Genomic DNA, 25,324 nt, shown 5'->3' on the forward strand with positions numbered 1-25,324 from the left:
CCTCCGATCCCTGCCTCCGAGCGGACGGCGGGGGCCCCTGCGGGTCGCACGGGTGCCGTCTCTCCCAGGCAGCATCGACGCCGGTCACCCGGTCGTGGAGCGCAGCGCGGTCGCCCTCACCCGCATGGGTCACGCGGGCGAGGGCTGGCGCCCTCAGTAGGCGCCGGAGCGGCTGAGGACGGCGCGGGCGGTCTTGGCGAGGATGAGCGCGTCCATCGCCAGCGACCAGTTCTCCACGTAGCGGAGGTCGAGGCGGACGGCCTCCTCCCACGGCAGGTCGCTGCGGCCGGAGATCTGCCACAGCCCGGTCAGGCCGGGCTTGACCAGCAGCCGGCGGCTGACCGAGGTGTCGTAACGGGCCACCTCCCCGGGCAGCGGTGGCCGGGGCCCGACCAGCGACATGGAGCCGCCGAGGACGTTGAACAGCTGGGGCAGCTCGTCCAGCGACAGCCGGCGCAGCAGCCGGCCCACCGGCGTCACCCGCGGATCGACCCGCATCTTGAACAGCAGCCCGTCGGAGATGTTCTCCGCCCGCAGCCCGTCGACCTGGCGGTCGGCGCCGACGACCATGCTCCGGAACTTCAGCATCGTGAAGGCCTGGCCGTTCACGCCGACCCGCTCCTGGCGGTAGAGGACCGGGCCGGGGCTGGTCAGGCGGATCGCCGCCGCGAGGGCCAGCAGCACCGGGGCGAGCGCGACGATCGCGAGCGCGGCGGCGACGCGGTCCAGGCTGCCCTTGACCACGCGCTGCCAGCCGGTGAACCGCGGCTGCTCCACGGTGAGCAGCGGCAGCCCCTCGAGCGGGCGGATGTGCAGGCGGGGGCCGGCGACCTCGACCAGGCCCGGCGCGACGAGCAGCTCGATGCCGGTGCCCTCCAGCTGCCAGGACAGCCGGCGCAGGTACTCGGCGGCGGTCTCGCTGGCCGAGGTGACCGCGATCGTGTCCGCGCCGTGCTCCGCGGCGATGGCCAGGACGTCGTCCAGACCGCCCACGGGGACCGCGGCACCCTGGGCCACCCGCACCCGGTCGTCGGGGGTCACGCAGGCCGCGACGACGTCCAGGCCCGCGTAGTTCTCCCGGCGCACCCGCTGGACCAGCTCCAGGACGGCGGTCCCGCGGCCGACGACGACCACGCGCTTGGTGCACCACCCGCGGGCCCGCAGCCCGCGCAGGGCGCAGCGGGCGGCGAACCGGCCCAGCAGGGTGACGAGGGTGAGACCCGGGACGGCGCCGACGACGAGTGCGCGGCTGAGATCGAGCGCGGCGGCGTAGGAGAGGAAACCGAGCAGCGCGAGGAGGACGAGGCCGGCCTTGCCGACCGCCCGGTACTCGTCGCTGCCGGTGCCGAAGACCCGCTCGGAGTGCGCGCCGACCGCGTGCAGCAGCAGCGGCCACGCGGCGACGAGAGCGAGGACCACCCACGACAGCGCGGCGCCGGAGGTCCATCCCTCCGCCCGGGTGGCGAGGACGAGCGCCCCGGCACCGGCGGCGGCGAGCGCCTCGAAGCCGGTGAGGGCGAGTGAGAAGCGGCCCACCCAGGCCCGGGTCACCGTGCGGAGCCGCGGCGTCGCCGTCCTGGCCCGGACGGCCGAAGCCGTCCCCAGCCGGACCCTGGTGTGGTCGAGTAGCACGGTTCCCCCCGGACGCGCGTGACGGTACGTAGTCGGGAACCGAGTGCGGGAGCCCGGGAACGGGCGGTCCTGCGGGCCTCAGCAGCCCGACTTCGCAGCAACCATCACAGGGCGTCACGACCGGGTCAACGCGCGGGGCGACCGTTCACCCCCATGGGAGCAGGAGTCACCCGGTCGGGGCGGGGAGGGGTGACGGGGCGTCAGGTCCGGGGGTGGACGACGTTCTGCGCGGCCTCGAGCCCGCGGGTGAGGAGCTCCTCGGTCGCGTCGGCCGCCTCGGCCAGCAGCAGGCCGAGCTCCTTGCGCTCGGTGCCGGAGAAGTCCTTGAGCACGAAGTCGGCGGGGTCCTGCCGGCCGGGCGGGCGGCCGATGCCGACGCGCACCCGGAGGTAGTCCTTGGTGCCGGTGGACCGGGTGATCGACCGCAGGCCGTTGTGGCCGCCCTCGCCGCCGCCCCGCTTGAGCCGCACGCAGGAGAACGGGAGGTCGAGCTCGTCGTGCAGCACCACGAGGTCGCAGGCCGGGAGGTGGTGGTAGTCCAGCAGGCCGCGCACCGGCCCACCGGACTCGTTCATGTAGGTGGTGGGGCGGGCCAGCACGACCCGCCGTCCGGCCAGCCGGCCCTCACCGGAGAGCGCGCGGGACCGGGCGCCCTTGCCCGGCGAGAGCCGGATGCCGGCCCGCGCGGCCAGCTCGTCGAGCACCATCGCGCCCACGTTGTGCCGGTGGCCGGCGTAGGACGGGCCGGGGTTGCCGAGGCCGACGACCAGGAAGGGGCCCTCGGACACGACCGCGGGGGCCCCGGCATCGCCGGCGCCCCCGCGGGTCGTTGCGTCGCTGCTCAGGGCTGGACGCCGGTGTTCTCGCCGGCGTCGGCCGGGACGGCACCGTCGGTCTCGGAGGTGGCCTCCTCGGTGGGCTCGGTGTGCTCCTCGCGCTCGATGCCGGCCTCGGCCTCGGCCTCGGCCAGCTCGGCCTCGAGGGCCTCGGCGGTCGGGGCGCCCAGGAAGCCGATGACCAGCGCCTCGGCGTCGGTGATCAGCGTCGCGCCGCTGGGCAGCACGAGGTCGCCGGCGGCGATGTTCTGACCGGCGGTGCGGCCGGTGATGTCGACCTCGATGGCCTCGGGCAGCTTCGTGGCGTCGGCCTCGATGGCGACCGTGTTCAGCTGGTGGTTCGGGATCGAGTCGATGCCGGGCTCGCCGACGACGACGATCGGGACCTCGACGGTCGTCCGCTCACCGCGGCGCACGAGCAGCAGGTCGACGTGCTCGTGCTGGCGGGTCAGCGGGTCGCGCTGCACGGCCTTGGTCAGCGCCAGCTCCTCCTTGCCGTCGAGGACGACGGTCAGCAGGGCGTTGGCGCCGCCGTTGCGCAGCGCCGCGGCGAACTCGCGGGCCGGCAGGGACAGGTGCACGACGTCCTGGCCGTGCCCGTAGAGGACGGCGGGGATGCGGCCGGCCCGGCGGGTGCGGCGGGCGCCGCCCTTGCCGAACTCGGTGCGGGACTCGGCGACGAGGCGGAAGTCAGCCACGGTGGTGTGCTCCTCGAGAGGTGGTCGGTGTCGGTGGCCGGCACACGGCGCGGCACACCCCACCTGGAGGCACACGCACGTCGATCACGGAGTACGGAGGAACCGTCTCCCTCGCCGGGCAACCACCCCAGGATACCCGACGCCCCCACCCGGACTTTCGGCGCGGAAAGTCCGCAATGGGCCGACCCGCAGCGGCGAGATCCGCTGACCCCGTCGGGGACGGCACGGACCCGGAGTGGACCGGCCGCGGGGGTCCGGAGGACCTCCCGGCCGGGACACGGGAGGGGCTCAGCGCACCAGGGGGACGGCACCTGGCCGCGGTGTCGTCCGGTAGGACGACGATGTGCTCAGCTCGCGCCGTCGAAGAGGCTGGTGACCGAGCCGTCCTCGAAGACCTCCTTGATCGCCCGGGCGAGCAGCGGGGCGATGGAGAGCACGGTGAGCTTGTCGAACTGGCGGGCCGACTCGATCGGCAGCGTGTTGGTCACGATGACCTCGCTGACCTGGCTGTTCTTCAGCCGGTCGACGGCCGGGCCGGAGAGGACGCCGTGGGTGGCGGTGACGATGACGTCGGCGGCGCCGGCCTCGAACAGCGTCTCGGCGGCCTTCACGATCGTGCCACCGGTGTCGATCATGTCGTCGACCAGGATGCAGGCCCGGCCGGCGACGTCACCGACGACGCGGTTGGCCTTGACCTCGTTGGGCTTCATCGGGTCACGGGTCTTGTGGATGAAGGCCAGCGGGACGCCGCCCAGCTTGTCGGTCCAGCGCTCGGCGACGCGCACCCGGCCGGAGTCCGGCGAGACGACGGTGATGTCGCGGTCGCCCCACCGCTGGCAGACGTGCGACACCAGCAGGTCGAGGGCGAAGAGGTGGTCGACCGGGCCGTCGAAGAAGCCCTGGATCTGTGCGGTGTGCAGGTCGACGGTCATGAGCCGGTCGGCGCCGGCGGTCTTGAACAGGTCGGCGACCAGGCGGGCGGAGATCGGCTCGCGGCCGCGGTGCTTCTTGTCCTGCCGGGCGTAGGGGAAGAACGGGGCGACGACGGTGATCCGCTTGGCCGAGGCGCGCTTGAGCGCGTCGACCATGATCAGCTGCTCCATGAGCCAGGTGTTCAGCGGCGCGGTGTGACTCTGCACCACGAAGGCGTCGCAGCCGCGTACCGACTCCTCGAACCGGACGAACAGCTCGCCGTTGGCGAACTCGTAGGCCGCCGTCGGCGTCGGCGACACCCCGAGGTGGCCGGCGATCTCGTCGGTCAGCTCCGGATAAGCCCGCCCGGAGAACAGCATCAGGCTCTTGCTGGTGGCTTGCCGGATGGCGCTCATCGGCTCTGTTACCCCTGGTGGTCGAAATCCGCCGCCGTCTACTCGGACCCCCTGGTCCCAGTGTCGGTCGCTGTCCCGGCTGCTGCACCCCTGGCCGCCTCGGCGGCCTTCGCGGCGGCCGTTCCGGGCCGCCGCCGTGCCACCCAGCCTGCCACATTGCGCTGCGTGGCCCGCGCCACGGCCATGGCCCCCGGGGGCACGTCCGAGGTGATCACCGAGCCGGCGGCGGTGTAGGCGCCGTCCCCGATGGTGACCGGTGCCACGAACATGTTGTCGGCTCCGGTCCGCGCGTGGCTGCCGATCGTGGTGTGGTGCTTGTGCACGCCGTCGTAGTTGACGAAGACGGTGGCCGCGCCGATGTTCGAGCCCTCGCCGATCGTGGCGTCGCCGACGTAGGACAGGTGCGGCACCTTCGAGCCGGCGCCCACCTCGGCGTTCTTCGTCTCGACGAAGGTGCCGACCTTCGCGCCGGCGTGCAGCCGGGTGCCGGGGCGCAGGTAGGCGAACGGCCCGACCGAGACGTCGGGGCCGATCTCCGCCCCGACGCAGTGCGCCCGGACGACGCTGGCGCCCTCCCCCACCGCGGTGTCCACCAGCGTGCTGTCCGGCCCGACGACCGCGCCGGAGGCCACCGACGTCGTCCCCTGCAGCTGGACGCCCGGCTCGAGCAGCGCGTCCGGCCCGACGGTGACGGTGACGTCGACCCAGGTGGTGGCCGGGTCGACGACCGTGACGCCGGAGCGCATGAGCTCGTCGAGCACGCGGTCGTTCAGCGTGCGCCGGCGGGCGGCGAGCTCCCGCCGGTCGTTGCAGCCGAGCACGTCGACCGGGTCCGCGGCGCGCTCGCCGCCGACACGGGCGCCCTCGGCGACGAGCAGGCCGAGGACGTCGGTCAGGTACTGCTCGCCCTGGTCGTTGGCCGCACCGACCCGGTCCAGTGCCCGGCGCAGCGCGGCCGCGTCGCCGACGTAGACGCCGGCGTTCACCTCGCGGATCGCCCGCTGCGCGTCGGTCGCGTCCCGCTCCTCCACGATCGCCAGCACCCCGCCGTCCTCGGCCCGCACGATCCGGCCCAGCCCCGTGGGCTCGTCGACCTCGGCGGTCAGGACGGTGAGCACGTTGCCCGCGGCGGTGTGCGCGTCGACCAGCGCGCCGATGGTCTCCCGGCGCAGCAGCGGGGCGTCGCCGTTGACCAGCAGCACCGGCCCCTCCAGGTCCGGGACGGCGGCCAGCGCGACGGCGGCAGCGTGCCCCGACCCGTTCTGCTCCTCCTGCACCACCGGCCGGGCCCCCGGCGCGGTCGCGGCCAGGTGCTCGGCCACCGTCTCCCGTCCGGCGCCGACGACCACGAGGGTGTGCCGGGCCGCCAGCGGCTCGACGGCGGCCAGCACGTGGCCGAGCATGCTGCGCCCGCCGAGCGGGTGCAGGACCTTGGGCAGCGCCGACTTCATCCGGGTGCCCTGGCCAGCGGCGAGGACGACGACGGCGGCGACGTTCGGGTGGGTCACGGATCTCCTCGTGCCTGGGGCTCGGGTCGGCGTTGCTGGGGGACTCGGACTCGAACCGAGACTTCCCGGCTCCAAAGGCCGGCGGGCTGCCGATTACCCCATCCCCCACTGCGGCGTCACGGACGCCGGCCGGCGTCCCCCTGGAGACTAGGACGCGCGCCGGGCCCGGGCACCGGTCGCCTCGGGAGACCACCCGTCCGCTCGACGGGCGCGGCTCCCTACGGTCACGTAGGTTACGGCCTCGAACCCCCGGCACCTGCGGCGCCAGCCCATGCGCCCTGCCGGGCCCGTCCCTGGAGGTCGCTTGTCCGCTCCCGCTCGCACGAGGCCCACCGCTCCGGTGCGCCCCACCGCCGACCCGGACTCCGGGCTGCCGGCGAACGCACTGGGCAAGGAGAAGGGCGCGGTCGAGCAGATCACGCTCTACGTGTTCGTCGTCGTGCCGTTCCTGGCGCTGGCCGCCGTCGTCCCCGCCGTGTGGGGCTGGGGCCTGTCCTGGCTGGACGTCGGTCTGGCGGTCGGCTTCTACTTCCTGACCCTGCTCGGGGTCACGGTCGGCTACCACCGGCACTTCACGCACGGCTCGTTCAAGGCCAACCGGCCGCTGCGCATGGCGCTGGCGATCGTGGGCTGCATGGCGATCCAGGGTCCGGTCGTGCAGTGGGTCGCCGACCACCGCCGGCACCACGCCTTCTCCGACCGCGAGGGCGACCCGCACTCGCCATGGCGGTACGGCACCGACACCCGGGCGCTGCTCAAGGGCATGTGGCACGCGCACCTGGGCTGGCTGTTCGACCGCCGGCAGACCAACCCGGAGCGGTACGCCCCCGACCTGCTCAGGGACGCCGCCCTGCGCCGCACCAGTCGGCTGTTCGTCGTCTGGGCCTTCCTGAGCCTGGCCCTGCCGGCCGCGATCGGCGGTCTGGTGACCGGCGGCTGGGCCGGCGCGTGGACGGCGTTCTTCTGGGCCGGCCTGGTGCGGGTGGCGCTGCTGCACCACGTCACCTGGTCGATCAACTCGGTGTGCCACGTCGTCGGCACCCGGCCGTTCGCCTCGCGGGACCGCGCGACCAACTTCTGGCCCCTGGCGATCCTCAGCGGCGGCGAGTCTTGGCACAACCTGCACCACGCCGACCCCACCTGCGCCCGGCACGGCGTGCTGCGCGGGCAGGTCGACATGAGCGCCCGCGTCATCTGGCTGTTCGAGAAGCTCGGCTGGGCGCGCGACGTCAAGTGGCCCGACCCCGTCCGGCTCGCCGCCAAGCGGCGGGCCGCCGCGACGGCCACACCCTGACCGGCTCCCCCGGCGGCGCGTCGCGCCGCCGGGTGCGGATGACCGGCGCCGAGCGGCGCCGGCAGCTGCTCGACGTCGGGCGCGAGCTGTTCGCCCAGCGCGGCTACGAGGCGACCTCCATCGAGGAACTCGCCGCCCGCGCCGACGTCAGCAAGCCGGTCGTCTACGAGCACTTCGGCGGCAAGGAGGGGCTGTACGCGGTCGTCGTCGACCGGGAGATGCAGCGGCTGCTCGACCGCTTCACCACGGCGCTGGCCGCGGGGGGCACACCGCGCCAGCTGCTCGAGCGGGCGGCACTGGTCCTGCTCGACTACATCGAGGAGGACACCGACGGCTTCCAGGTGCTCAGCCGCGACTCGCCGCCGACCAGCCGGGGCACCTACTCGTCGCTGATCGGCGAACTGGCCGGGAAGGTCGAGCACATCCTCGCCGCCCAGTTCGACGCCCGCGGGTACGACCCCCGGCTCGCCGAGCTCTACAGCCAGGCACTGCTGGGCATGGTGGCGCTGGTCGGGCAGTGGTGGCTCGACCACCGCTGGCCGGACAAGCGGGAGGTCGCCGCGCACCTGGTGAACCTGGCCTACCACGGCCTGGCGCACCTCGACCCGCACCCGGTCCTGCTGGCCGGGCCGCCGGCCCGCCCGGCGTCCTGAGGTCGGTCAGCCGACCAGGCGCGCGCCGGGCACCGGACCGTGCACGGCCCGCACGGTGCGGAACACACCCTCCCCGGCCAGCTGGGCCGTCAGCCGCACCGCCGCCTCCTCGTCCTCGGCGAGCGCGGCCACCGTCGGCCCGGAGCCGCTGACGATCGCCGCCGGCGCGCCGGCTCCGATGGCCGCGCGCAGGGCCCGCCGCAGGGCCGGCCGCAGCGACAGCGCCGGGCCCTGCAGGTCGTTGGAGAGGGCGGCGGCGAGGGCGGACACCGGCCCGCTGCGCAGGGCAGCGATGACCGGCTCGGGGGCGGCCGGCTCGGTGCCGTCGGGCACCCGGTCCTCGGCCCGCAACCGGTCGAGCTCGGCGTAGACCGCCGGCGTCGACAGCCCCTCGCCGGCGATGCCGAGCACCCAGTCCCAGCGGCGGCGGGCCAGCACCGGCGAGAGCCGCTCCCCGCGTCCGGAGCCGAGGGCGATGCCGCCCTGCAGGCTGAACGGGACGTCGCTGCCCAGCTCCGCGGCGAGGGCGGACAGCTCGCCGCGGGTGGCGTGGGTGCCCCACAGTGCGTCCAGGGCCACCAGCGCCGCGGCCGCGTCGGCACTGCCGCCGGCCAGGCCCGCGGCCGCCGGGATCGACTTGTCGATGGTGATGGTCGCCTCGGCCGGCACCCCGGCGCGCTCGGCGAGCAGCTCGGCGGCCCGCCAGACGAGGTTGCGGCGGTCGGCCGGGACGGCGTCCGGGCCGCTTCCCGTCGTCCCCTCGCCGGTGACGGTGAGCGCCAGCCCGTCCCCGGGGCGCACGGTCACGGTGTCGAACAGCGAGACGGCCAGGTAGACCGTGCGCAGCTCGTGGAAGCCGTCGGCGCGCAGCGGGCCGACGGCGAGGTGCACGTTGACCTTCGCCGGCGCCCGTGCGGCGACCGCGCCGTCCCCGGCCAGGCGACCAGGACCCCCGGGCGACGACCAGCTCACGTCGCCGCCTGCGTCGCTGCCAGGCGGGCGAAGTCGGTGACCGACAGCTGCTCGCCGCGGGTGGTGGGCTCGATCCCCGCCGCCCGCAGCCGCTCCTCCGCGGCCGCGGGGCTGCCGGCCCAGCGGGCCAGCGCCGCGCGCAGCCCCTTGCGGCGCATGCCGAAGGCGGCGTCGACGACCGCGAAGGTGGCCGCGCGGTCCCCCGGCGGCGGCGGCCGCCGCACCAGCGCCACCAGCCCGGAGTCGACCTTGGGCTCGGGCCAGAACACCCGGCGGCCGACGGAGCCGGCCCGCCGCACCTCGCCGTACCAGGCCGCCTTCACCGACGGCACGCCGTAGGCGCCGCTGCCCGGCGCGGCGGCCAGCCGCTCGGCGACCTCGGCCTGCACGAGGACCAGCGCGCGGCGCAGCGTCGGCAGCAGCTCGAGCAGGTGCAGGAGGACGGGCACCGCCACGTTGTACGGCAGGTTGGCCACCAGTGCGGTGGGAGCCGGCCCGGGAACTCCGGTGATCCGAAGCGCGTCGGCCTCGACGACGGTCAGCCGGCCGGCCACCGCCGGCGCACGCTCGGCCACCGTGCGCGGCAACCGGTCCGCCAGGCGCGGGTCGATCTCGACGGCGGTCACGTGCGCGACGGCGGGCAGCAGGGCCAGGGTGAGCGAGCCGAGGCCCGGCCCGACCTCCAGGACGACGTCGTCCGGGGTCAGCTCGGCGGTGCGCACGATCCGCCGGATGGTGTTGGCGTCGTGCAGGAAGTTCTGGCCGAGGCTCTTGGTCGGACGCAGCTCGAGCTGCTGGGCCAGGTCGCGGATCGCGGCCGGGCCCAGCAGCCCGTCGGTCTGCTCGGGAGGGGGAGTCAGGAGGAGCCGATCAGCCGAACAGCCGGGAGCCGCAGTGCGGCCACTGGCCGGCGCCCGAGCGCTGGTAGAGCAGCTGCGCGCGGTAGGTCTGCTCGTCGGCGGAGGCGGCCGAGGGGACCCCGGTGCCGCCCACGGCGCTCCACGTCGCCTGCGAGAACTGGTAGAGGCCGTGGTACTTGCCCGTGGAGCTCACCGCGTTGGGGCGGCCGCCGGACTCGCACTGCGCCAGCGCGGCCCAGTTGAGGCCGTCGGCGGACGGCGCGTTGCCACTGGACGCCGCGGGGCGCTCCTTGGTGCCGACGGTGACCAGCTCGTCGACCGGCTGGCGGGTCACGGTGGTGCTGAGCTGCTCGCGGGCGGTCTCGACGCCGTCCACCACGGTGACCCGGAAGGTGGTGGCCTGCTCGCCGTCCACGCCCGGCTGGGTGACGGTCTCGTCGCCCTCGAGGACGTTGGGGTCCTCGGTCTCGACCGTGTTGTGGCCGATGGCGGTGGTCTCGGTGACCTCGTTGACCTGGACGCGGAAGACCTGCAGCCGCATCCCGTTCATGAGCGCCTGCTCGGGGTAGAGGCTCGTGCGGTCGGTGGCGCCGAGGGTGACGCCCTGCTCGGCGAGCAGGTCGCCGGCGGTGGCGGCGGTGGTGGTCACGACCAGCTGCCGGCCGTCGACCAGCAGGGTGACGTCCTTGGGGGTGCTGATCGACAGCGCCATGCCGTCGAGCGGGAGGCGCTCGCTGCGGCTGGCGGAGACGACGAGGTCCGCGGCGCGGTAGCCGAGCTGCTCGAGGGCCTCGTCGACCGACAGCGCGGTCACGTAGACCTCGCTCTCGACGCCGTCCACGGTCAGGCGCAGCGGCCGGGCGCGGTTGACCACGACGGTGTCGCCGTCGGCCACGGTGGCACCGGCGTCGGGGAGGACGACGTCGTGCGACCGGGTCTCGAGGCCCTCCTCCTCGAGCACCTCGCCGACCGTGCCGGCGTAGGTGCTGACCTCACGCGCCTGCCCGTCGACGGTCAGCGTCAGGGACTTCTGGGCGGCGAAGTAGGCCAGGGAGCCGCCCACCAGTCCGAGCAGGACGAGGGCGAAGAGGGCGAGCTTCAGCGATCGGGGCACGACACTTCCACGGGGTCACGGGACCCGGGCAGAGGAGGCCGCGCAGGAGCCCACCGGCAGGCGGGCACCGAGCGCGTCCCCGGCTCGAACGGCAGTCGACCGGGAGCTCAGCGCTCCCGGTCGCGGTGCCGTCCGGGTCGGTCCCCACCCCGGCTGGTCACGACACGATAACGAACACGGTGCGTCTTGCACCGGTGCGCAGCGAGTGAAGCAGAGGAGCGTCCTGTCGACTTGTGGACGCGCCGACACTCTCCGTGTGCGCCGGGCCGCGTGGGGCGGGTGTGACAGTTGCGCAGCGTGAGGCGGGAGGGGTGACCAACCCCACAGTGTGGCGAAGACCGCTCAGGGGCAGAACACCCGGCCGCTACCCGGCGAGGGCGCGGTCGTTCGAGCGGATCGGCCGCAGCCAGGTGACCAGGAAGACGGCGACCGCCAGGCCCGCGGCCAGCGAGGCGAACCCGCCCGCGACGAGCGCGACGGGCAGCAGGTCGAACCCGTCGGTGACCCGGTCCCCCAGGTCGATGCCGGCCGCCAGGAGGAGCGTGCCGAGCGGCAGCAGGGCGAGGACGCTCGTGGCGGCGGTGACCAGGTGCGTCGTCCAGGTGCGCAGCGCCTCGTCGACCGGGACGTCGGCGCCCTCGGCCGGCACCGGGCGGACGAGCACCCGCAGCAGCGCCACCTCGGCCAGCACCCAGGTCGCCGCCGGCACCACGATCGCGACCCAGCCGACCGAGTCGGGCAGGTTGTCCTGCTGCCACATCAGGACGGCGGTGACCAGCTCGGCGGCCATCACCACGCGCATCGACCAGAGCAGGAACAGGGAGATCTGCTCCGAGCGGCGCGGCCGGCGGGCCGCCGTGCCGGTGCGCCACCGCGGGCGCGGGCGGGTCGCCTCGGCGAGCACGACGCCGGTCAGCAGCCCGATCGCCAGCGCCGGCGCCCACAGGAACACCGAGGCCTCGCCGAACAGCACGACGCTGACCACGATGCCGACGACGCCGAGCAGGAACCCCAACCGGCGGACCCGGCGACCGTGCTGCGCCTGACGCCGCAGCGTGGCGCTCCCCTCCGGGGTCGGGACGGCGAACTCGACGGCCGCCGCGGCCACCGCCCGGTGGCCCGCGGCCTGCGCCCATGCCCGGGCCAGCAGGACACCCGGCACCAGGACGGCGATGAACAGCACGACGGCGATGAGGCGACCCACGGCGCCCAGTGTCCACTCTTCCGCCGGGAACGGGAGAGGCTGTGGTCCGTCGTCAGCCGGCGGGCGTCCCGTCCCCGCCCCACGGGCCGAAGACCCGCTCGGCGGTGGCCGTCAGGGCGGCGCACAGCTGGTCGAGCTCCGCGCCGGTCACCTCGGCCAGCGCCCGCACGGTGAGCGGCACGAGACGCGAGGCGTTCGGCCGGCCGCGGTGCGGCATCGGCGTGAGGAACGGTGAGTCGGTCTCGACCAGCAACTGGTCCAGCGGCGTGAGCGCCGCGGCCTCCCGGAGGTAGCCGGCGTTGCCGAAGGTCAGGGTGCCGGCGAAGGAGAGCACGTGACCGCGCTCGACGCAGGCCGTCGCGAACGCGGCGTCCCCGGAGAAGCAGTGGAAGACGGTGTGCTCGGGCGCCCCCTCGTCGTCGAGCACGCGGAGGATCTCCTCGTGGGCGTCGCGGTCGTGGATGACCAGCGCGACGTCCCGCTCCTTCGCGATCCGGATGTGCGCCCGGAACGACGCCTCCTGCGCCGCCCAGCCCTCGGGACCGGTGCGGAAGCGGTCCAGCCCGGTCTCCCCCACCGCGCGCACGCGGGGCAGCGCCGCGAGCCGGTCGATCTCGGCCAGCACGTCGTCGGTGGCCGCTCCGGTCCCCGCCTCGTTCGGGTGGACGGCGACCGCGGCCAGCACGTTCGGGTGCCGGGCCGCGAGCTGCGCCGACCACCGGGACGAGCCGACGTCGACGCCGACCTGGACGAGCCGGGTGACGCCGACGGCCACGGCGGCCGCGATCTCGGCGTCCACCGCGGCCTCGTCGGGCCGCCGGTCGCTGTCGAGGGCGATGTCGAGGTGGGTGTGGCTGTCGACCGCCGGGGACGGCAGCGGCTCCGGGGAGGGCGGCGGCTCGCCCCGCCGGTTGGCGCGGGCGCCGGCCGACCGGCTCACGAGGAGGCTCCGCCGTCCTCCAGGCGGCGCAGCTCGTCGGCGACGATCGACTCGTCGAGCTTGGTGAACACCGGGGTGGGCGGCGCGAGCGGCGTGCCGGCCGGCAGCGGCCGGGACGCCCAGACCGCCTGCGCGGCGTCGTAGTCCCCGGTGATGACCGGGTAGGGCGAGCCGTCGTCGAGGTCGGTCACCTCGTCGATCCGCGGGGCCGGCGACCACACACCCGTGCCGCCGAGCAGCTCGTGGATCTTCTGCGCGGAGTGCGGGAGGAACGGGGTCAGCAGCGCGTTGCAGTCGCTGATCGCCTGGAGCGCGGTGTGCAGGACGGTGTCCCGGCGGGCCGGGTCCTCCTTGAGCTTCCACGGCGCCTGGTCGGACAGGTACTTGTTGGCCTCGCCGACCACCCGCATCGCCTCGGCGGCCGCGGCCTTCTGCCGGTTGCGCGCCAGGAGGTCGCCGATCGGCCCGAACGCCGCCTTCGTCGTCGCCAGCAGGGCCTGGTCGGCCTCGGTGAGCTCACCGGGCGTGGGGACGGCGCCGACGTTCTTGGCCGCCATCGACACCGAGCGGTTGACCAGGTTGCCCCAGCCGGCGACCAGCTCGTCGTTGTTGCGGCGGCGGAACTCCGCCCAGGTGAAGTCGGTGTCCTGGCTCTCCGGGCCGGCCGCGGCGATGAAGTAGCGCAGCGCGTCGGCGTCGTAGCGGGCCAGGAAGTCGCGCACGTAGATCACGACCTGGCGGGAGGAGGAGAACTTGCGCCCCTCCATCGTCAGGAACTCGCTGGAGACCACCTCGGTGGGCAGGTTGAGCCGGCCCAGCGAGCCCGGCGTCCCGCCCTTGTCGCCCGCGCCGTTGTAGCCGAGCAGCTGGGCCGGCCAGATCTCGGAGTGGAAGACGATGTTGTCCTTGCCCATGAAGTAGTAGGCGTCGGAGTCCGGCGCCTGCCACCACTGCCGCCACGCCTCGGCGTCCCCGGAGCGGCGGGCCCACTCGATCGACGCGGACAGGTAGCCGACGACGGCGTCGAACCACACGTAGATGCGCTTGTCCGGCCGGTCGCGCCAGCCGTCCAGCGGCACCGGCACGCCCCAGTCGATGTCGCGGGTGTAGCTGCGCGGCTTGAGGTCGTCGAGCAGGTTGACGCTGAAGTTCAGCACGTTGGGCCGCCAGCTCTTCCGCGTGGCCAGCCAGTCGCCCAGCGCCCTCGTGAAGGCCGGCAGGTCGAGGAAGTAGTGCTCCTCCTCGACGAACTTCGGGGTCTCCCCGTTGATCCGGCTGACCGGGTTGATCAGGTCGACCGGGTCGAGCTGGTTGCCGCAGTTGTCGCACTGGTCGCCGCGGGCGCCGTCGTAGCCGCAGATGGGGCAGGTGCCCTCGATGTAGCGGTCGGGCAGGGTGCGGCCGGTGGACGGGCTGATCGCGCCGAGCGTCGTCTGCGGGAAGACGTAGCCGTTCTTCAGCAGCCCCAGGAAGATCTCCTGGCTGATCCGGGCGTGGTTGACCGTCGTCGTCCGGGTGAACAGGTCGTAGCTCAGCCCGAGGCTGGCCAGGTCGTTCACGATGATCCGGTTGTTGCGGTCGGCGATCTCCCGCGGGGTGATCCCCTCGGCGTCGGCGGCCACGGTGATCGGCGTCCCGTGTTCGTCGGTGCCGCTGACCATCAGCACCCTGTCCCCCACCATGCGGTGGTAGCGGCTGAAGACGTCGGAGGGGACGCCGAAGCCGGAGACGTGGCCGATGTGCCGCGGGCCGTTGGCGTAGGGCCAGGCCACGGCCGTCAGGATGTGCCGATCACTCACGCGTCCGAGGGTACGGAGGGGGGTCCAGCCGGTTCAGGGGCGGCTGGTGCCCGCCGTCGCCGGCGCGTCGCTCGCGGTGCCCGGGGCCGGCGTGCTGAGCGCGACGGTGCAGAGCGCCAGCCCGATGACGGCCAGCGTGGCGGCGCGCAGCACCGGCCGCGCCGGACCGGTCTCGGAGCGGTCGGCCGGGACCCGCGGTCCCTGCGCCGCCCAGGCCAGCGCCGAGGGCGAGCCGGCGAGCAGCAGCTTCCCGACCGGGACGGCGAGGAGCAGCAGGACCAGCGCCGGCAGCGTGGCCGGTGCGACGGCGGGCAGCGGGCCGACGAGGCTGGCCATCAGCAGCACGCCGACGAGTGCCAGCTCGGCGGTGGCGAGACCGGTGAACAGCCGCCGTCCGGACCCGTCGACGAGCAGCGCGCCACCCCCGGCGCACAGCACCACCCACGCGGCCAGGGCGACCAGGACCACCGCCACCAGCGCGCCGGAGGGGCGCAGCGGGGACAGCAGCAGGCCGTCCAGCCCGGTCAGCGCGCCGGCCACCAGGGCCACGGACTCGAGGCCGGCGACGGCGCCGGCCGCCAGCACCGTCACCGGCGGGTGGACCCGCGCGGAGGACGGCGGTGCGCTGGTGGTCCGGGGGTCGAGGACGGTGCTCGCCACGGTGCTGCTCTCCCTGGCCGGGGACGACGGTCACCAGTCGGGTCGGCGCCGGCGGGAGCCGGCTGTACGACCACGGAGGTGCCCCTCACCCCTCCGGAGGAGAGCTCAGGCGCGGGAGATGTCCTTGCCGCCCGTCGACGCCGGGACGCGCTCCCCGGTCGCCATCCGGCTGTGGCCGCGGCCGTAGACGAAGTAGATGACGATCCCGATCAGCATCCACACCAGGAAGCGCAGCCAGGTGTCGACCGGGAGGTTGGCCATCAGCCAGAGGCAGGCCGCGGCGGAGACCCACGGCAGCACCTGGACGAACGGGACCCGGAAGGTCCGCTCGAGGTCGGGCCGGGTGCGCCGCAGCCGCCACACGCCGACCGACACCAGCAGGAACGCGAAGAGCGTGCCGATGTTGACCAGCTCGGCCAGCGCGGTGAGCGGGACCAGGCCGGCCAGGAGCGCGACGACCGCGCCGGTGGCGATGGTGATCTTGTACGGCGTGCCGTAGCGCGGGTGCACACGGGCCAGCCCGCCCGGCAGCAGGTGGTCCCGGCTCATCGCGAACAGCACCCGCGACTGGCCGAGCATGAGGATCATGACCACCGAGGTCAGGCCGGCCAGCGCACCGAGGGAGATGACGCTGGAGAAGAACGTCAGCCCGTTGGCGGCGAACGCCCCGGCCAGCGGCGCGTCGGCCGACAGCTCGGTGTACTCCTGCATGCCGACGACGACCAGCGAGACGGCCACGTAGAGCGTGGTGCAGATGGCCAGCGAGCCGATGATCCCGCGCGGGAGGTCCCTGCCCGGGTTGCGCGTCTCCTCCGCCGCCGTCGCGACGATGTCGAACCCGATGAAGGCGAAGAAGACGATCGCGGCGCCGGCCAGCACGCCGCTCCACCCGAAGCTCCCCTGCGCGAAGCCGAGCAGCTGGACGAGCGGGGTGTGCAGCCCGCTCTCCCCCTCGGCCAGCGGCTCGGCCGGCGGGATGAACGGCGAGTAGTTGTCGGCGGAGACGTAGAACAGGCCGACCACGATCACCAGCAGGACGACGGCCAGCTTGATCGCGACGATGACCGCGGTGACCCGCGAGGAGAGCTTGATGCCCAGCACCAGGACGGCGGTCATGGCCAGCGCGATCACCATCGCGGGGATGTTGAAGCTCGCCGTCTCCCCCGCGATCGACGTGGGCAGGGCCATCCCGAGGTCGTCGAGCAGCTGGTTGAGGTAGCCCGACCAGCCCACCGACACCGTCGCGGCGCCCAGCGCCAGCTCGAGGACGAGGTCCCAGCCGATGATCCAGGCGACGAACTCGCCGAAGGTCGCGTAGGAGAAGGTGTACGCCGAGCCGGCGACCGGCACGGTGGAGGCGAACTCGGCGTAGCACAGCGCGGCCAGCCCGCAGACCACGCCGGCGATGACGAAGCTGATCGCCACCGCTGGGCCGGCCTGGTCCCGGGCGACCAGCCCGGTGAGCACGAAGATCCCGGTGCCGATGATGACGCCGACGCCGAAGACGGTGAGGTCGAGGCCGGAGAGGTTCTTCTTGAGCCGGTGCTCGGGTTCGTCGGTGTCGCGGATGGAGTCCTCGACGGACTTGACCCGGCGCGTGTTCGCGGCCACGGCGTCCCCTCCCGGCGGGCCGGCGTCCGGCCGGCGGAGCTCGACCTGGGCAGCGTCGCACGGTCGTGGACAGGCTGCATGCCTACGCTGGCAAGCCGGTCGACCCGGACGGGCGACCCGGGAGAGGAGAGCGGATGACCGGCACCGAGACCCCGCGCGGTGCGTCCGGGGGGCTGTCGGCCGAGCCGCCGACCCTCCGCCCCGGCCAGTCCGAGCCACCGACGCTCCGCCCCCGCCCGGCCGGCCCGCCGCGCACGACGCCGTCCCGGGCCGAGGGGCTCAGCCCGGTCGTCGACTGCGGGATCTACGTCGACGGCCGCCGCCAGGACCCGGTCCACCCGCACGACGCGCTGCGCGAGGCGACCGAGCGGGGCGGCTTCGTCTGGCTGGGGCTGTACGCGCCGACCGAGGTGGAGCTCGGCGCGATCGCCGAGCGGTACGGCCTGCACCCCCTCGCCGTCGAGGACGCCGTCTACGCCCACCAGCGCCCCAAGCTCGAGCGGTACGACGACGGCCTGTTCATGGTGCTCAAGACCGCGACGTACGTGGAGCACGACCGGCTCACCGCGACCAGCGAGGTGGTCGACACCGGCGAGGTGATGGTGTTCCTCGGCCCGCACTACGTGATCACGGTCCGGCACGGCGAGCACGGGGGGCTGGCCGACCTGCGACGCAACCTGGAGGAGCAGCGCGAGCTGCTGTGCCTGGGGCCGGCGGCGGTGCTGTACGGCGTGGCCGACCGGGTGGTCGACGACTTCGTCGACGTCGCGAGCCAGGTGGAGGAGGACGTCGACGAGCTGGAGGCGTCGGTGTTCAGCGACCGGCGCTCCGACGACATCGGCCGGCTGTACCAGCTCAAGCGGGAGCTGATGTCGCTGCGCCGGGCGGTCTCCCCGCTGGAGGTGCCGCTGCAGCGGTTGTCGCAGCGGCAGTTCGAGGTCGTCCCGGAGGCCATGCGCTCGTACTTCCGGGACGTCGAGGACCACGCCATCCGCGTCCGCGACCAGGTCTCCGGCCTCGACGAGCTGCTGACCTCGATCCTGCAGGCCTCGCTGGCGCGCACCTCGCAGGCCGACAACGAGGACATGCGGAAGATCAGCGCCTGGGCCGGGATCATCGCCGTCCCCACGGCCATCGCCGGGATCTACGGGATGAACTTCGAGTACATGCCCGAGCTGACCTGGCGCTTCGGTTACCCGCTGGTGCTGCTGGTGATCCTGACCGCCTGCGTCCTCCTCTACCGCGGCTTCAAGCGCAACGGCTGGCTCTGACCGCGGCAGTCGAGGCATAGGAAGCTATTCGCACGTTCTCCGACCGCAGACGTGGGAAAAGCTTCCTATGCCTCGTGCGGGGCGGTCGTCGGGTCGCACTGCGCTGTCCACAGATCCGGAGGACGTCGCCACGCACGGCCTCCCTTCGGTGAGCCTGCTCGCGTGGATTGGCGTCAGGTGGTCTCGGCGGAGTTGGACGAGCACGGCGGGCTGGCGACCCGGCAGGAGCTGCTCGCGCGCGTCCCCGGCAGCGTGCTGGATGGCTACATCGGACGACGCACGCTCATTCGCGTCTTCCCGCACGTCTACCGCGCTGCGGACGGTCGCATGACCGAGGACCTGCTGCTCCGCGCGGCACTGCGTCATGCCGGCCCCGCAGCCGCGCTCAGCCACACGACAGCACTGGCGGTGTGGGGTGTGCTGCCACTGGAACGCCCCCTGCACCTGACGGTCGACCAGTCGATCCGCAGGGCCGGCGCACCCGACCTGATCGTCCACCGGCGCCTGCGGTTCTCGCCCGAGTCGCCGCAGTGCGTCGTCCGCCGCGGCCTGCTGATCACCGATCTGCCCCGTTCGGTCGTCGACGGATGGCCTCTGCTCGCCCCGGCCGACCGGCGGCCCCTGCTGCTCGACGTCATCCGTCAGGGACTGACCACAGCGCTGCACCTCCGGGGCGCTCTGGCGGAGCGACCCAACGTCGGCGGGCACCGGCTGCTCGCCCAGGCGATCGACCTGGCAGAGGACGGCTGCCAGAGCGAATTGGAGGCTCCCGGGGTCCTCGACGTCTTCCGCCACCCGTCCGTCCCACGCAGCGTCGGGCAGTACCGGATCGTGCTGCCGAGTGGAGCGATCCGCCTCGATCGCGCCTGGCCGGAGGTGAAGATCGCCGTCGAGCTCGACGGTGCCCGGCACCACACCTCTCCCGAGGACCGTCGCAAGGACCTCGCACGCGACACCGCGCTGGCCGCACTGGGCTGGGTGGTCTTGCGGTTCACCTACGCCGACGTCCGGCGCGACCCTGACCTCGTGCGGCGGCGGGTCCTCGAGGTCTATGCGACCCGGGCGAGCCAGCTCCGGGTGAGCTGACGCGCTCCGGCGCTTCGCGTGCCGGCCACCCGTCGACCGCGCGGGAATTGGATCCTCTGCCCACGTCGAGGCGGCGCAGACGTGCGTATTGCTTCCTATGCCTGCGACGTCACGGGGACTTGGCGGCGACGACGGCGTCGTAGACGGTGCGGCGCGGCAGGCCGGTCCGGACGACGACGGCGCGGATGGCGTCCTTGCGCGTGGCGCCCGCCGCCTCCTCCGCCGCGACCTCCGCGGCCAGCTCGGCGGGCGAGAGCGGCACCGGCCCGGCCGGCGCCCCGCCGACGACCAGCGTGATCTCGCCCTTCACCCCGTCGGCCGCCCAGTCCGCGAGCTCGGCGAGGGTGCCCCGGCGGACCTCCTCGTGGGTCTTGGTCAGCTCCCGGCAGACGGCGGCGTCGCGGTCGGGCCCGAACGCGCCCGCCGCGTCGGTCAGCGCGTCGGCCAGCCGGTGCGGCGACTCGAAGAAGACCATCGTGCGGCGCTCGTCGGACAGCCCGGCCAGCCGCGACCGCCGCTCCCCGCCCTTGCGCGGCAGGAACCCCTCGAAGCAGAAGCGGTCGACCGGCAGCCCGGACACCGCCAGCGCGGTCGTCACCGCCGACGGTCCGGGCACCGACGTGACCGCCACGCCCGCGTCGATCGCCGCCCGCACCAGCGTGTAGCCGGGGTCGGAGACCGATGGCATCCCGGCGTCGGTGAGCAGGAGCACCGTCTGCCCCTCGGCCAGCGCGGCGAGCAGCCCCGGCAGCCGGGACCGCTCCACCGACTCGTGGAAGGTGACCACCCGGCCGGTCAGCGTCACCTCGAGGTCCTGAGCCAGCCGGTGCAGCCGGCGGGTGTCCTCCACCGCCAGGACGTCGGCACCGGCCATGGCCGCCCGCAGCCGCGGGCCGACGTCCCCGGGCTGGCCCAGCGGCGCCCCACCCAGCACCAGACGTCCCGTCACGCGCCCGAGCCTGTCACGGCCGGAATCGCCGGCCCGCCTGCAGGGGCCCGGCGCGAGCCTGCGAGTGCCGGGGGCAGGGGGGTCCCTTCACTACCCTGGCCCCATGGCGGTGCTGGCTCCCGAGCTGACGGGCCGGGAGCCCGGCGGGGACCGCCCGTCGGCGGTGCGCCGCCGGCCGCTGCCGCGCCCCCGCCGCGACCGGACGCCGCCCCTGCCGGCCGACCCCTGGCTGTCGTGGGCGCTCACCGCGGTGCTCGCCCTGGCCACCGCCGCCGTCCGGCTGTGGCACCTCAGCTATCCCGGCGACCTGCTCTTCGACGAGGCGTACTACCCGCCCGAGGCGCGGGAGCTGCTCGAGTGGGGCCACGAGTACAACCGCGGCTACACGTTCATCGTCCACCCGCCCCTGGGCAAGTGGCTGATCGCCGGCGGCGTCCACCTCTTCGGCTATGACTCGTTCGGCTGGCGGGTCCCCTCGGTGGTCGCCGGCACGGTCACCGTCGTCGTCCTCACCCGGCTCACCCGGCGGCTGACCGGCTCGACGCTGCTGGGCCTGGTCGCCGGCGTGCTCCTGGCGCTGGACGGCGTGGCCTTCACGCTGTCCCGCATCGGCCTGCTCGACGTGTTCCTCCAGGTCTTCGTCGTCTCCGCGGTGGCCTGCCTGGTGGTCGACCGCGACCGGGTGCGCGAGCGGGTCCGGGCCGCGGGCGACCGCGCCGCCGGCGGCTTCGCGCTCGGCCCGCGCGGCTGGCGGCTGGCTGCCGGGTTCCTGCTCGGGTGCGCCTGCGCGGTGAAGTGGAGCGGCATCTACTTCCTGGCGCTGTTCGCCGTCCTCTCGCTGGTGTGGGACCGCGCGGCCTGGCGCGAGGCCGGCGTCCGCCGTCCGACGCTCGTTGCGGCCCGCCGCGGGCTCCCCGGGGCGCTGTGGGCGCTGGCCGCCGTGCCCGTGCTCACCTACCTGGCCGCCTTCACCGGCTGGTTCCTCGGTGAGACGTCGCAGGGCAAGGCGTGGGCGCAGCAGAACCCGGACACGGCCGTCCCGTGGGTCCCGGACGCGCTGCGCTCGCTGTGGCACCAGCACGCCGAGTGGCTGCGGTTCCACAGCGGCCTGTCGACGCCGCACCCCTGGGAGTCGGGACCGTGGACGTGGCTGGTGAACGGCCGGCCGATCCTGCTGTGGAACCCGCAGGGGCTCACCGACTCCGCGGGTGACCAGGTGGTCCGCTACATCTTGATGGTCGGGACGCCGACGCTGTGGTTCGCCTTCGCGCCCGCGCTGGTCTGGCTCGTCTGGCGCCTGGTCGCCCGCCGCGACCCCGCCGCGCTCGTCGTGGCCACCGCCATCGCCGCCGGCTGGGGAGCCTGGTTCCTCAACCCCGAGCGGACGATGTTCGTCTTCTACACGGCTCCGGTCCTGCCGTTCTTCGTGCTCGCCGTCGTCCTCGTCCTGCAGGACGTGCTCGGCCGCCCCGGCGCCGACCCGTGGCGGCGCCAGGTGGGGCTGTCGGCCGTCGCGCTGTACGTGGGGGTCGTCGCCGCGACGTTCGTCTTCTTCTACCCGGTGCTCACCGGGCAGCCGCTGTCGCACGCCGAGTGGCTGGACCGGATGTGGTTCCCCTCCTGGTTCTGAGCAGGCCGCGGCCGCGCCCCCTACGGTGACGGCACCGGCACGGGAGGGACGGCGATGACCAGCGCAGTGCAGCGGCCGCGGGTGCTGACCGGGATCGACGGTGACGTCTGGCGGATCACCCTGGACCGGCCGGAGGCGGGCAACGCCCTCGACCCGGCGATGGCCGAGGAGCTGGCCGCCGCCCTGCGCGACCGCCCGCCGCAGACCCGCACCGTGCTGCTGCTCGGCAACGGCGAGCGGTTCTGCGTCGGCGGCGACATCCAGACCTTCGCCGCGAGCGACGACCTCGGCGGGTACGTCGGCCGGCTCGCGCGCGACTGGCACGAGGTCGTCCGGGCACTGCTGCACTGCCCGGTGCCGGTCGTCACCGGGGTCCAGGGGGCGGTGGCCGGTGCCGGGGTCGGGCTCATCGGCGCCTGCGACGTCGTCGTCTGCGCCCGGTCGACCAAGATCCGGCCGGCCTACGGCGCCATCGGCTTCTCCCCCGACGGCGGCACCTCGTGGGCACTCACCCGGGCACTCGGCGCGCCCCGCGCGCTGGAGCTCATGCTGACCAACGGGGCGCTCACCGCCGCCGAGGCGCACATGTTCGGCCTGGTCGCCCGCCTCGTGGAGGACGAGGAGGTGCACCAGGCGGCGATCGCGCTCGCGCACGCGGTGGCGGCCGGCCCGGTCCGGGCGATGGTCCGCACCCGCGCGCTGGTCCGGCAGGCCGCCGTCCGGACGCTGGACGAGCAGCTGGACGACGAGGCGCGCCTGATCGCCGAGTCCGCGGCCGATCCTGAGGGCCGCGAGGGCGTGCGCGCGTTCATCGAGCGGCGGCCGCCGGACTTCCGCGGCGCCGTCTGACGGGAAGCCGGAACCTCAGACCGCCGTCACCGGGTAGAGGACGAAGGAGGCCCGGGCCTCGGCGCCGGCGCTGTCGGTCGCGGTCACGACGACCTCCATGCGGGTGCCCTCACCGTGGTCGACGAAGGGCCGGGCGTACTCGGGCCCCGTGGAGGACTCGCCGGGGTGGTCGTGGCACAGCCCGGCGCTGCAGTGCACGAGCACCTCGCGCCACCGCACGGTCAGCGGGCCGTCCTCGGCGTCGACCGCCGTCGCCGAGGCCTGCACCAGCTCGCCGGGGACCCACCGCCGGTCGCCCGGCGGCGCGTCGAGCGAGAGCACCGGAGCGGTGTTGCCGGGCACGACGGTCACCGTGGTCGTGTCCGTCGCCCCGCCGGGATCGGTGACCGTGAGCGTCGCGGTCACCGGCTCGGTGCCGGTCCCGGCGTAGGTGTGCACCGCCTGGGCGCCCTCACCGACGGCCCCGTCGCCGAAGTCCCAGCGGTGGGTCAGGGGCTCGCCGTCGAGGTCGCTCGAGCCGCCCCCGTCGAAGGTGACCGTCCTGGTGAGGGCCTCCACCGTGGCCGTGGCCCGCGCGTGCGGCGGGCGGTTGCCCGGCGCGTACACCAGTCGCTGGAGCACGCTGTCGCGGATGTCGGCCCAGACGACGTCCCCGTTCCCGGGGTGCGCGGCGAAGGAGACGGGTGCGCCGTTGTCCGCACCGAAACCGTCGGCCTCCGGCGCCCGCACCAGCCGGCCCTGGTCGTCGTGGCGCAGCGTGTAGACGCGCTGGGAGGAGTAGTCGCCGAAGAAGTAGGCGCCCTGGTACTCGGCCGGGTACGCCGTCCCGGTGTAGACGAGGCCGCCGGTGACCGCGGTTCCGGCCGGTCCGTGCACGTAGGAGTGCAGCGGCGCGGTGTTGGGGACGCCCTGGCAGGCCGGCAGCTCCGAGTAGCCCGCCGTCGGCAGGTCGCCCTCCCAGCACGGCCAGCCGTAGCTCGCCCCGCGACGGACGACGTCCACCTCCTCCCACGTGTTCTGGCCGACGTCGCCGAGCAGGGGGACGCCGGTGACCGGGTCGAGGCTGAACCGGAACGGGCTGCGGAAGCCGCTGGCGTACACCCGGCTCTGCCACGACGACGGGGCGTCCGGGTCGTAGAACGGGTTCTCCGGCACCCCGCTGCCGTCGGGGCGGACGTGCAGCAGCTTGCCGTAGCCGCTGGTGCGGTCCAGGGCCCGCAGCGCCAGCGGGTCGACGATCCGGGGGTCGGCGCTGTCGCCGATCGAGGCCCACAGGGTGCCGTCGTCGTCGGCGACCACGCTGGTCATCGCGTGGGTGTCGGTGCCGGCCGGCAGCTCGAAGAGGACCCGCTCGTCGGCCAGCGCGGTCGGGGCGGCTCCGCCGACGAGGGTCCAGGCGGCCAGCCGCACCGTCCACAGCCCCTCGACCTCCAGGGTGCGCGTCAGGTAGACCGTGTCCGCGTCCGGGGAGACGGCGATCCCCAGCAGCCCGTGGTCGCCGGTGGTCACCACGGACAGCTCGGCGAGCGTCCGGGCCTCCCCGTCCGCTGACACCCACGCCACCCGGCCGTTCTTGCCGGTGGTGAGGTAGCTGCCGTCGGGCAGGAACTCGACGTCGGTGAGGGCCTCCTCCTGGCCGCTGGGCAGCTCCTGGACGACGAACCCACCGGTCAGCGCCGGGAGAGCTCCGGCCGGGCCGGCCGTGGCCGCCAGCGTTCCCGCCGCGAGCGCCGCGAGCACGCCCAGGTGCAGGGCGCGGCCGGACCACCGACGGACGACGCTGCCTCGTTGCCGCATGCCGCGCGACGGTGCCGCAGGGCTCGGGCCCGGACAACGCGCCTCGCCGGAGGCCCGCGCCCGCCCCGGACGGTCCGGCACTCTGGGTGGTCGGCCGTGCGCGGAGCGACTCCACGGGGGGACCTCCCGCACAGACGACGACGCCCCGCCCGGGGAGCCCGGGCGGGGCGTCGTGCTGTCGGGTGGAGCTGAGGGGATTTGAACCCCTGACCCCCTCGATGCGAACGAGGTGCGCTACCGGTCTGCGCCACAGCCCCTGACGAACGGAGAGCTTACCGTCCGTGCGCTCCGGCGCCGCCACGGGGGCGGCGCCGGAGCATCGGCTCAGCCGTTGGCGACCTTGCGGGGCTGGTAGACGTCGATGTCGGCGAAGCCGATGTCGTCGTCGTCGAGGCCCACCACGGCGCTGTTCTGCCAGCCGGCCGGCGCCGCGGCGCGGGCGGCGACCACCCGGCCCGGGCGCAGCGGGTGCACCGGAGCCAGGGGCAGGCTCGGGTGCGGCAGGCCGACGGTGTGGTGCACCTCCTCCACCGGGGCGACCGGGGTCTCCACGGGGGCGGCGCGGGGCGCCGTCGCCGGGCGGGCGGCGGGACGCGGCTCCGGCCGGCGGGCGGCACGGGCGGCGGCCCGGGC

The 25,324-nt window shown here is 74.5% G+C and carries 21 protein-coding genes, 2 tRNA genes and 1 pseudogene; 6 read left to right on the top strand and 18 right to left on the bottom strand.

Annotated features, from left to right (window positions below; translation table 11 throughout):
* Positions 1 to 153: 153 nt before the first annotated feature.
* The 6 genes from MY526_RS21545 to MY526_RS21570 form a co-directional block, all read right to left on the bottom strand.
* The gene (locus tag MY526_RS21545) at positions 154 to 1,536 is read right to left on the bottom strand and encodes a sugar transferase (RefSeq protein ID WP_436705034.1); all 1,383 of its coding nucleotides are present in this window, start codon (positions 1,534 to 1,536) and stop codon (positions 154 to 156) included.
* Positions 1,537 to 1,832: 296 nt separating this feature from the next.
* On the bottom strand, positions 1,833 to 2,420 hold the full coding sequence (gene pth / locus MY526_RS21550) for an aminoacyl-tRNA hydrolase (RefSeq protein WP_436694753.1): 588 nt from the start codon (positions 2,418 to 2,420) through the stop codon (positions 1,833 to 1,835).
* A gap of 53 nt (positions 2,421 to 2,473) precedes the next feature.
* Positions 2,474 to 3,166, bottom strand: a complete 693-nt coding sequence (locus MY526_RS21555) for a 50S ribosomal protein L25/general stress protein Ctc (RefSeq protein ID WP_436705035.1) — start codon at positions 3,164 to 3,166, stop codon at positions 2,474 to 2,476.
* Positions 3,167 to 3,513: 347 nt separating this feature from the next.
* Positions 3,514 to 4,494, bottom strand: coding sequence for a ribose-phosphate diphosphokinase (locus MY526_RS21560; RefSeq protein WP_436694755.1), 981 nt, complete (start codon positions 4,492 to 4,494; stop codon positions 3,514 to 3,516).
* 38 nt (positions 4,495 to 4,532) lie between these two features.
* The gene (gene glmU, locus MY526_RS21565; RefSeq protein ID WP_436705036.1) at positions 4,533 to 6,002 is read right to left on the bottom strand and encodes a bifunctional UDP-N-acetylglucosamine diphosphorylase/glucosamine-1-phosphate N-acetyltransferase GlmU; all 1,470 of its coding nucleotides are present in this window, start codon (positions 6,000 to 6,002) and stop codon (positions 4,533 to 4,535) included.
* A 35-nt stretch (positions 6,003 to 6,037) separates the two neighbouring features.
* Positions 6,038 to 6,110 (bottom strand) — tRNA-Gln (locus MY526_RS21570).
* 196 nt (positions 6,111 to 6,306) lie between these two features.
* On the opposite strand from MY526_RS21570, the gene MY526_RS21575 reads away from it, so the two are divergent.
* On the top strand, positions 6,307 to 7,296 hold the full coding sequence (locus MY526_RS21575; RefSeq protein WP_436694757.1) for an acyl-CoA desaturase: 990 nt from the start codon (positions 6,307 to 6,309) through the stop codon (positions 7,294 to 7,296).
* A gap of 38 nt (positions 7,297 to 7,334) precedes the next feature.
* Positions 7,335 to 7,949: a TetR/AcrR family transcriptional regulator gene (locus MY526_RS21580; protein WP_436705037.1), complete on the top strand. Its 615-nt coding sequence runs from the start codon at positions 7,335 to 7,337 to the stop codon at positions 7,947 to 7,949.
* A gap of 6 nt (positions 7,950 to 7,955) precedes the next feature.
* Here the strand turns inward: MY526_RS21580 and MY526_RS21585 are convergent, their stop codons facing one another.
* The 8 genes from MY526_RS21585 to MY526_RS21620 form a co-directional block, all read right to left on the bottom strand.
* Complete coding sequence (locus tag MY526_RS21585) at positions 7,956 to 8,921, bottom strand: 4-(cytidine 5'-diphospho)-2-C-methyl-D-erythritol kinase (RefSeq protein ID WP_436705038.1); 966 nt, start codon at positions 8,919 to 8,921, stop codon at positions 7,956 to 7,958.
* Positions 8,918 to 9,643: a 16S rRNA (adenine(1518)-N(6)/adenine(1519)-N(6))-dimethyltransferase RsmA gene (rsmA, locus tag MY526_RS21590; protein ID WP_436694760.1), complete on the bottom strand. Its 726-nt coding sequence runs from the start codon at positions 9,641 to 9,643 to the stop codon at positions 8,918 to 8,920. The genes MY526_RS21585 and rsmA overlap by 4 nt, the downstream gene beginning before the upstream one ends.
* A 148-nt stretch (positions 9,644 to 9,791) precedes the next feature.
* Positions 9,792 to 10,895: a ubiquitin-like domain-containing protein gene (locus MY526_RS21595; RefSeq protein WP_436694761.1), complete on the bottom strand. Its 1,104-nt coding sequence runs from the start codon at positions 10,893 to 10,895 to the stop codon at positions 9,792 to 9,794.
* Between the two features lie 364 nt (positions 10,896 to 11,259).
* Entirely contained in the window at positions 11,260 to 12,099 is an 840-nt protein-coding gene (locus tag MY526_RS21600) for a hypothetical protein (protein ID WP_436705039.1), read from the bottom strand.
* Between the two features lie 52 nt (positions 12,100 to 12,151).
* Positions 12,152 to 13,039, bottom strand: coding sequence for a TatD family hydrolase (locus tag MY526_RS21605; RefSeq protein WP_436694763.1), 888 nt, complete (start codon positions 13,037 to 13,039; stop codon positions 12,152 to 12,154).
* The gene (gene metG, locus MY526_RS21610; protein WP_436705040.1) at positions 13,036 to 14,838 is read right to left on the bottom strand and encodes a methionine--tRNA ligase; all 1,803 of its coding nucleotides are present in this window, start codon (positions 14,836 to 14,838) and stop codon (positions 13,036 to 13,038) included. The genes MY526_RS21605 and metG overlap by 4 nt, the downstream gene beginning before the upstream one ends.
* Before the next feature lie 33 nt (positions 14,839 to 14,871).
* Positions 14,872 to 15,498 (bottom strand): hypothetical protein, encoded by a 627-nt coding sequence (locus MY526_RS21615; protein ID WP_436705041.1) that lies wholly within the window; start codon positions 15,496 to 15,498, stop codon positions 14,872 to 14,874.
* A 105-nt stretch (positions 15,499 to 15,603) separates the two neighbouring features.
* The gene (locus MY526_RS21620) at positions 15,604 to 17,109 is read right to left on the bottom strand and encodes an amino acid permease (protein WP_436705042.1); all 1,506 of its coding nucleotides are present in this window, start codon (positions 17,107 to 17,109) and stop codon (positions 15,604 to 15,606) included.
* 134 nt (positions 17,110 to 17,243) lie between these two features.
* On the opposite strand from MY526_RS21620, the gene corA reads away from it, so the two are divergent.
* Complete coding sequence (corA, locus tag MY526_RS21625; protein WP_436705043.1) at positions 17,244 to 18,380, top strand: magnesium/cobalt transporter CorA; 1,137 nt, start codon at positions 17,244 to 17,246, stop codon at positions 18,378 to 18,380.
* A 162-nt stretch (positions 18,381 to 18,542) separates the two neighbouring features.
* A complete protein-coding gene (locus tag MY526_RS21630; RefSeq protein WP_436705044.1) occupies positions 18,543 to 19,466 on the top strand; it encodes a DUF559 domain-containing protein in 924 nt (307 codons plus the stop codon).
* Between the two features lie 109 nt (positions 19,467 to 19,575).
* Here the strand turns inward: MY526_RS21630 and rsmI are convergent, their stop codons facing one another.
* Positions 19,576 to 20,415 carry a 16S rRNA (cytidine(1402)-2'-O)-methyltransferase gene (gene rsmI / locus MY526_RS21635; protein ID WP_436694769.1) on the bottom strand — a complete coding sequence of 280 codons (840 nt, stop codon included), beginning with the start codon at positions 20,413 to 20,415 and terminating at the stop codon, positions 19,576 to 19,578.
* Positions 20,416 to 20,518: 103 nt separating this feature from the next.
* Here rsmI and MY526_RS21640 point away from each other — a divergent pair, with 103 nt between their 5' ends.
* On the top strand, positions 20,519 to 22,045 hold the full coding sequence (locus MY526_RS21640; protein ID WP_436694770.1) for a dolichyl-phosphate-mannose--protein mannosyltransferase: 1,527 nt from the start codon (positions 20,519 to 20,521) through the stop codon (positions 22,043 to 22,045).
* Positions 22,046 to 22,099: 54 nt separating this feature from the next.
* Entirely contained in the window at positions 22,100 to 22,894 is a 795-nt protein-coding gene (locus MY526_RS21645; protein WP_436694771.1) for an enoyl-CoA hydratase/isomerase family protein, read from the top strand.
* Between the two features lie 15 nt (positions 22,895 to 22,909).
* Here MY526_RS21645 and MY526_RS21650 read toward each other — a convergent pair whose 3' ends face one another.
* The 3 genes and pseudogenes from MY526_RS21650 to MY526_RS21660 all read right to left on the bottom strand — a co-directional run.
* Positions 22,910 to 24,691, bottom strand: coding sequence for a PQQ-dependent sugar dehydrogenase (locus tag MY526_RS21650; RefSeq protein WP_436705045.1), 1,782 nt, complete (start codon positions 24,689 to 24,691; stop codon positions 22,910 to 22,912).
* A gap of 183 nt (positions 24,692 to 24,874) precedes the next feature.
* Positions 24,875 to 24,948: transfer RNA gene (locus MY526_RS21655), tRNA-Ala, on the bottom strand.
* Positions 24,949 to 25,015: 67 nt separating this feature from the next.
* Positions 25,016 to 25,324: pseudogene (locus MY526_RS21660) on the bottom strand (hypothetical protein); the annotation flags it as partial.

The organism is Geodermatophilus sp. CPCC 205761 (assembly GCF_051383655.1).
Classification (GTDB): Bacteria; Actinomycetota; Actinomycetes; order Mycobacteriales; family Geodermatophilaceae; genus Geodermatophilus.

What these genes read in the sequence shown, in the direction of transcription:
- corA (WP_436705043.1), top strand. Translation starts at nt 17,244, where the DNA reads ATGACCGGCACCGAGACCCCGCGCGGTGCGTCCGGGGGGCTGTCGGCC.
- MY526_RS21640 (WP_436694770.1), top strand. Translation starts at nt 20,519, where the DNA reads ATGGCGGTGCTGGCTCCCGAGCTGACGGGCCGGGAGCCCGGCGGGGAC.
- MY526_RS21560 (WP_436694755.1), bottom strand. Translation starts at nt 4,494, where the DNA reads ATGAGCGCCATCCGGCAAGCCACCAGCAAGAGCCTGATGCTGTTCTCC.
- MY526_RS21645 (WP_436694771.1), top strand. Translation starts at nt 22,100, where the DNA reads ATGACCAGCGCAGTGCAGCGGCCGCGGGTGCTGACCGGGATCGACGGT.
- MY526_RS21580 (WP_436705037.1), top strand. Translation starts at nt 7,335, where the DNA reads ATGACCGGCGCCGAGCGGCGCCGGCAGCTGCTCGACGTCGGGCGCGAG.
- MY526_RS21650 (WP_436705045.1), bottom strand. Translation starts at nt 24,691, where the DNA reads ATGCGGCAACGAGGCAGCGTCGTCCGTCGGTGGTCCGGCCGCGCCCTG.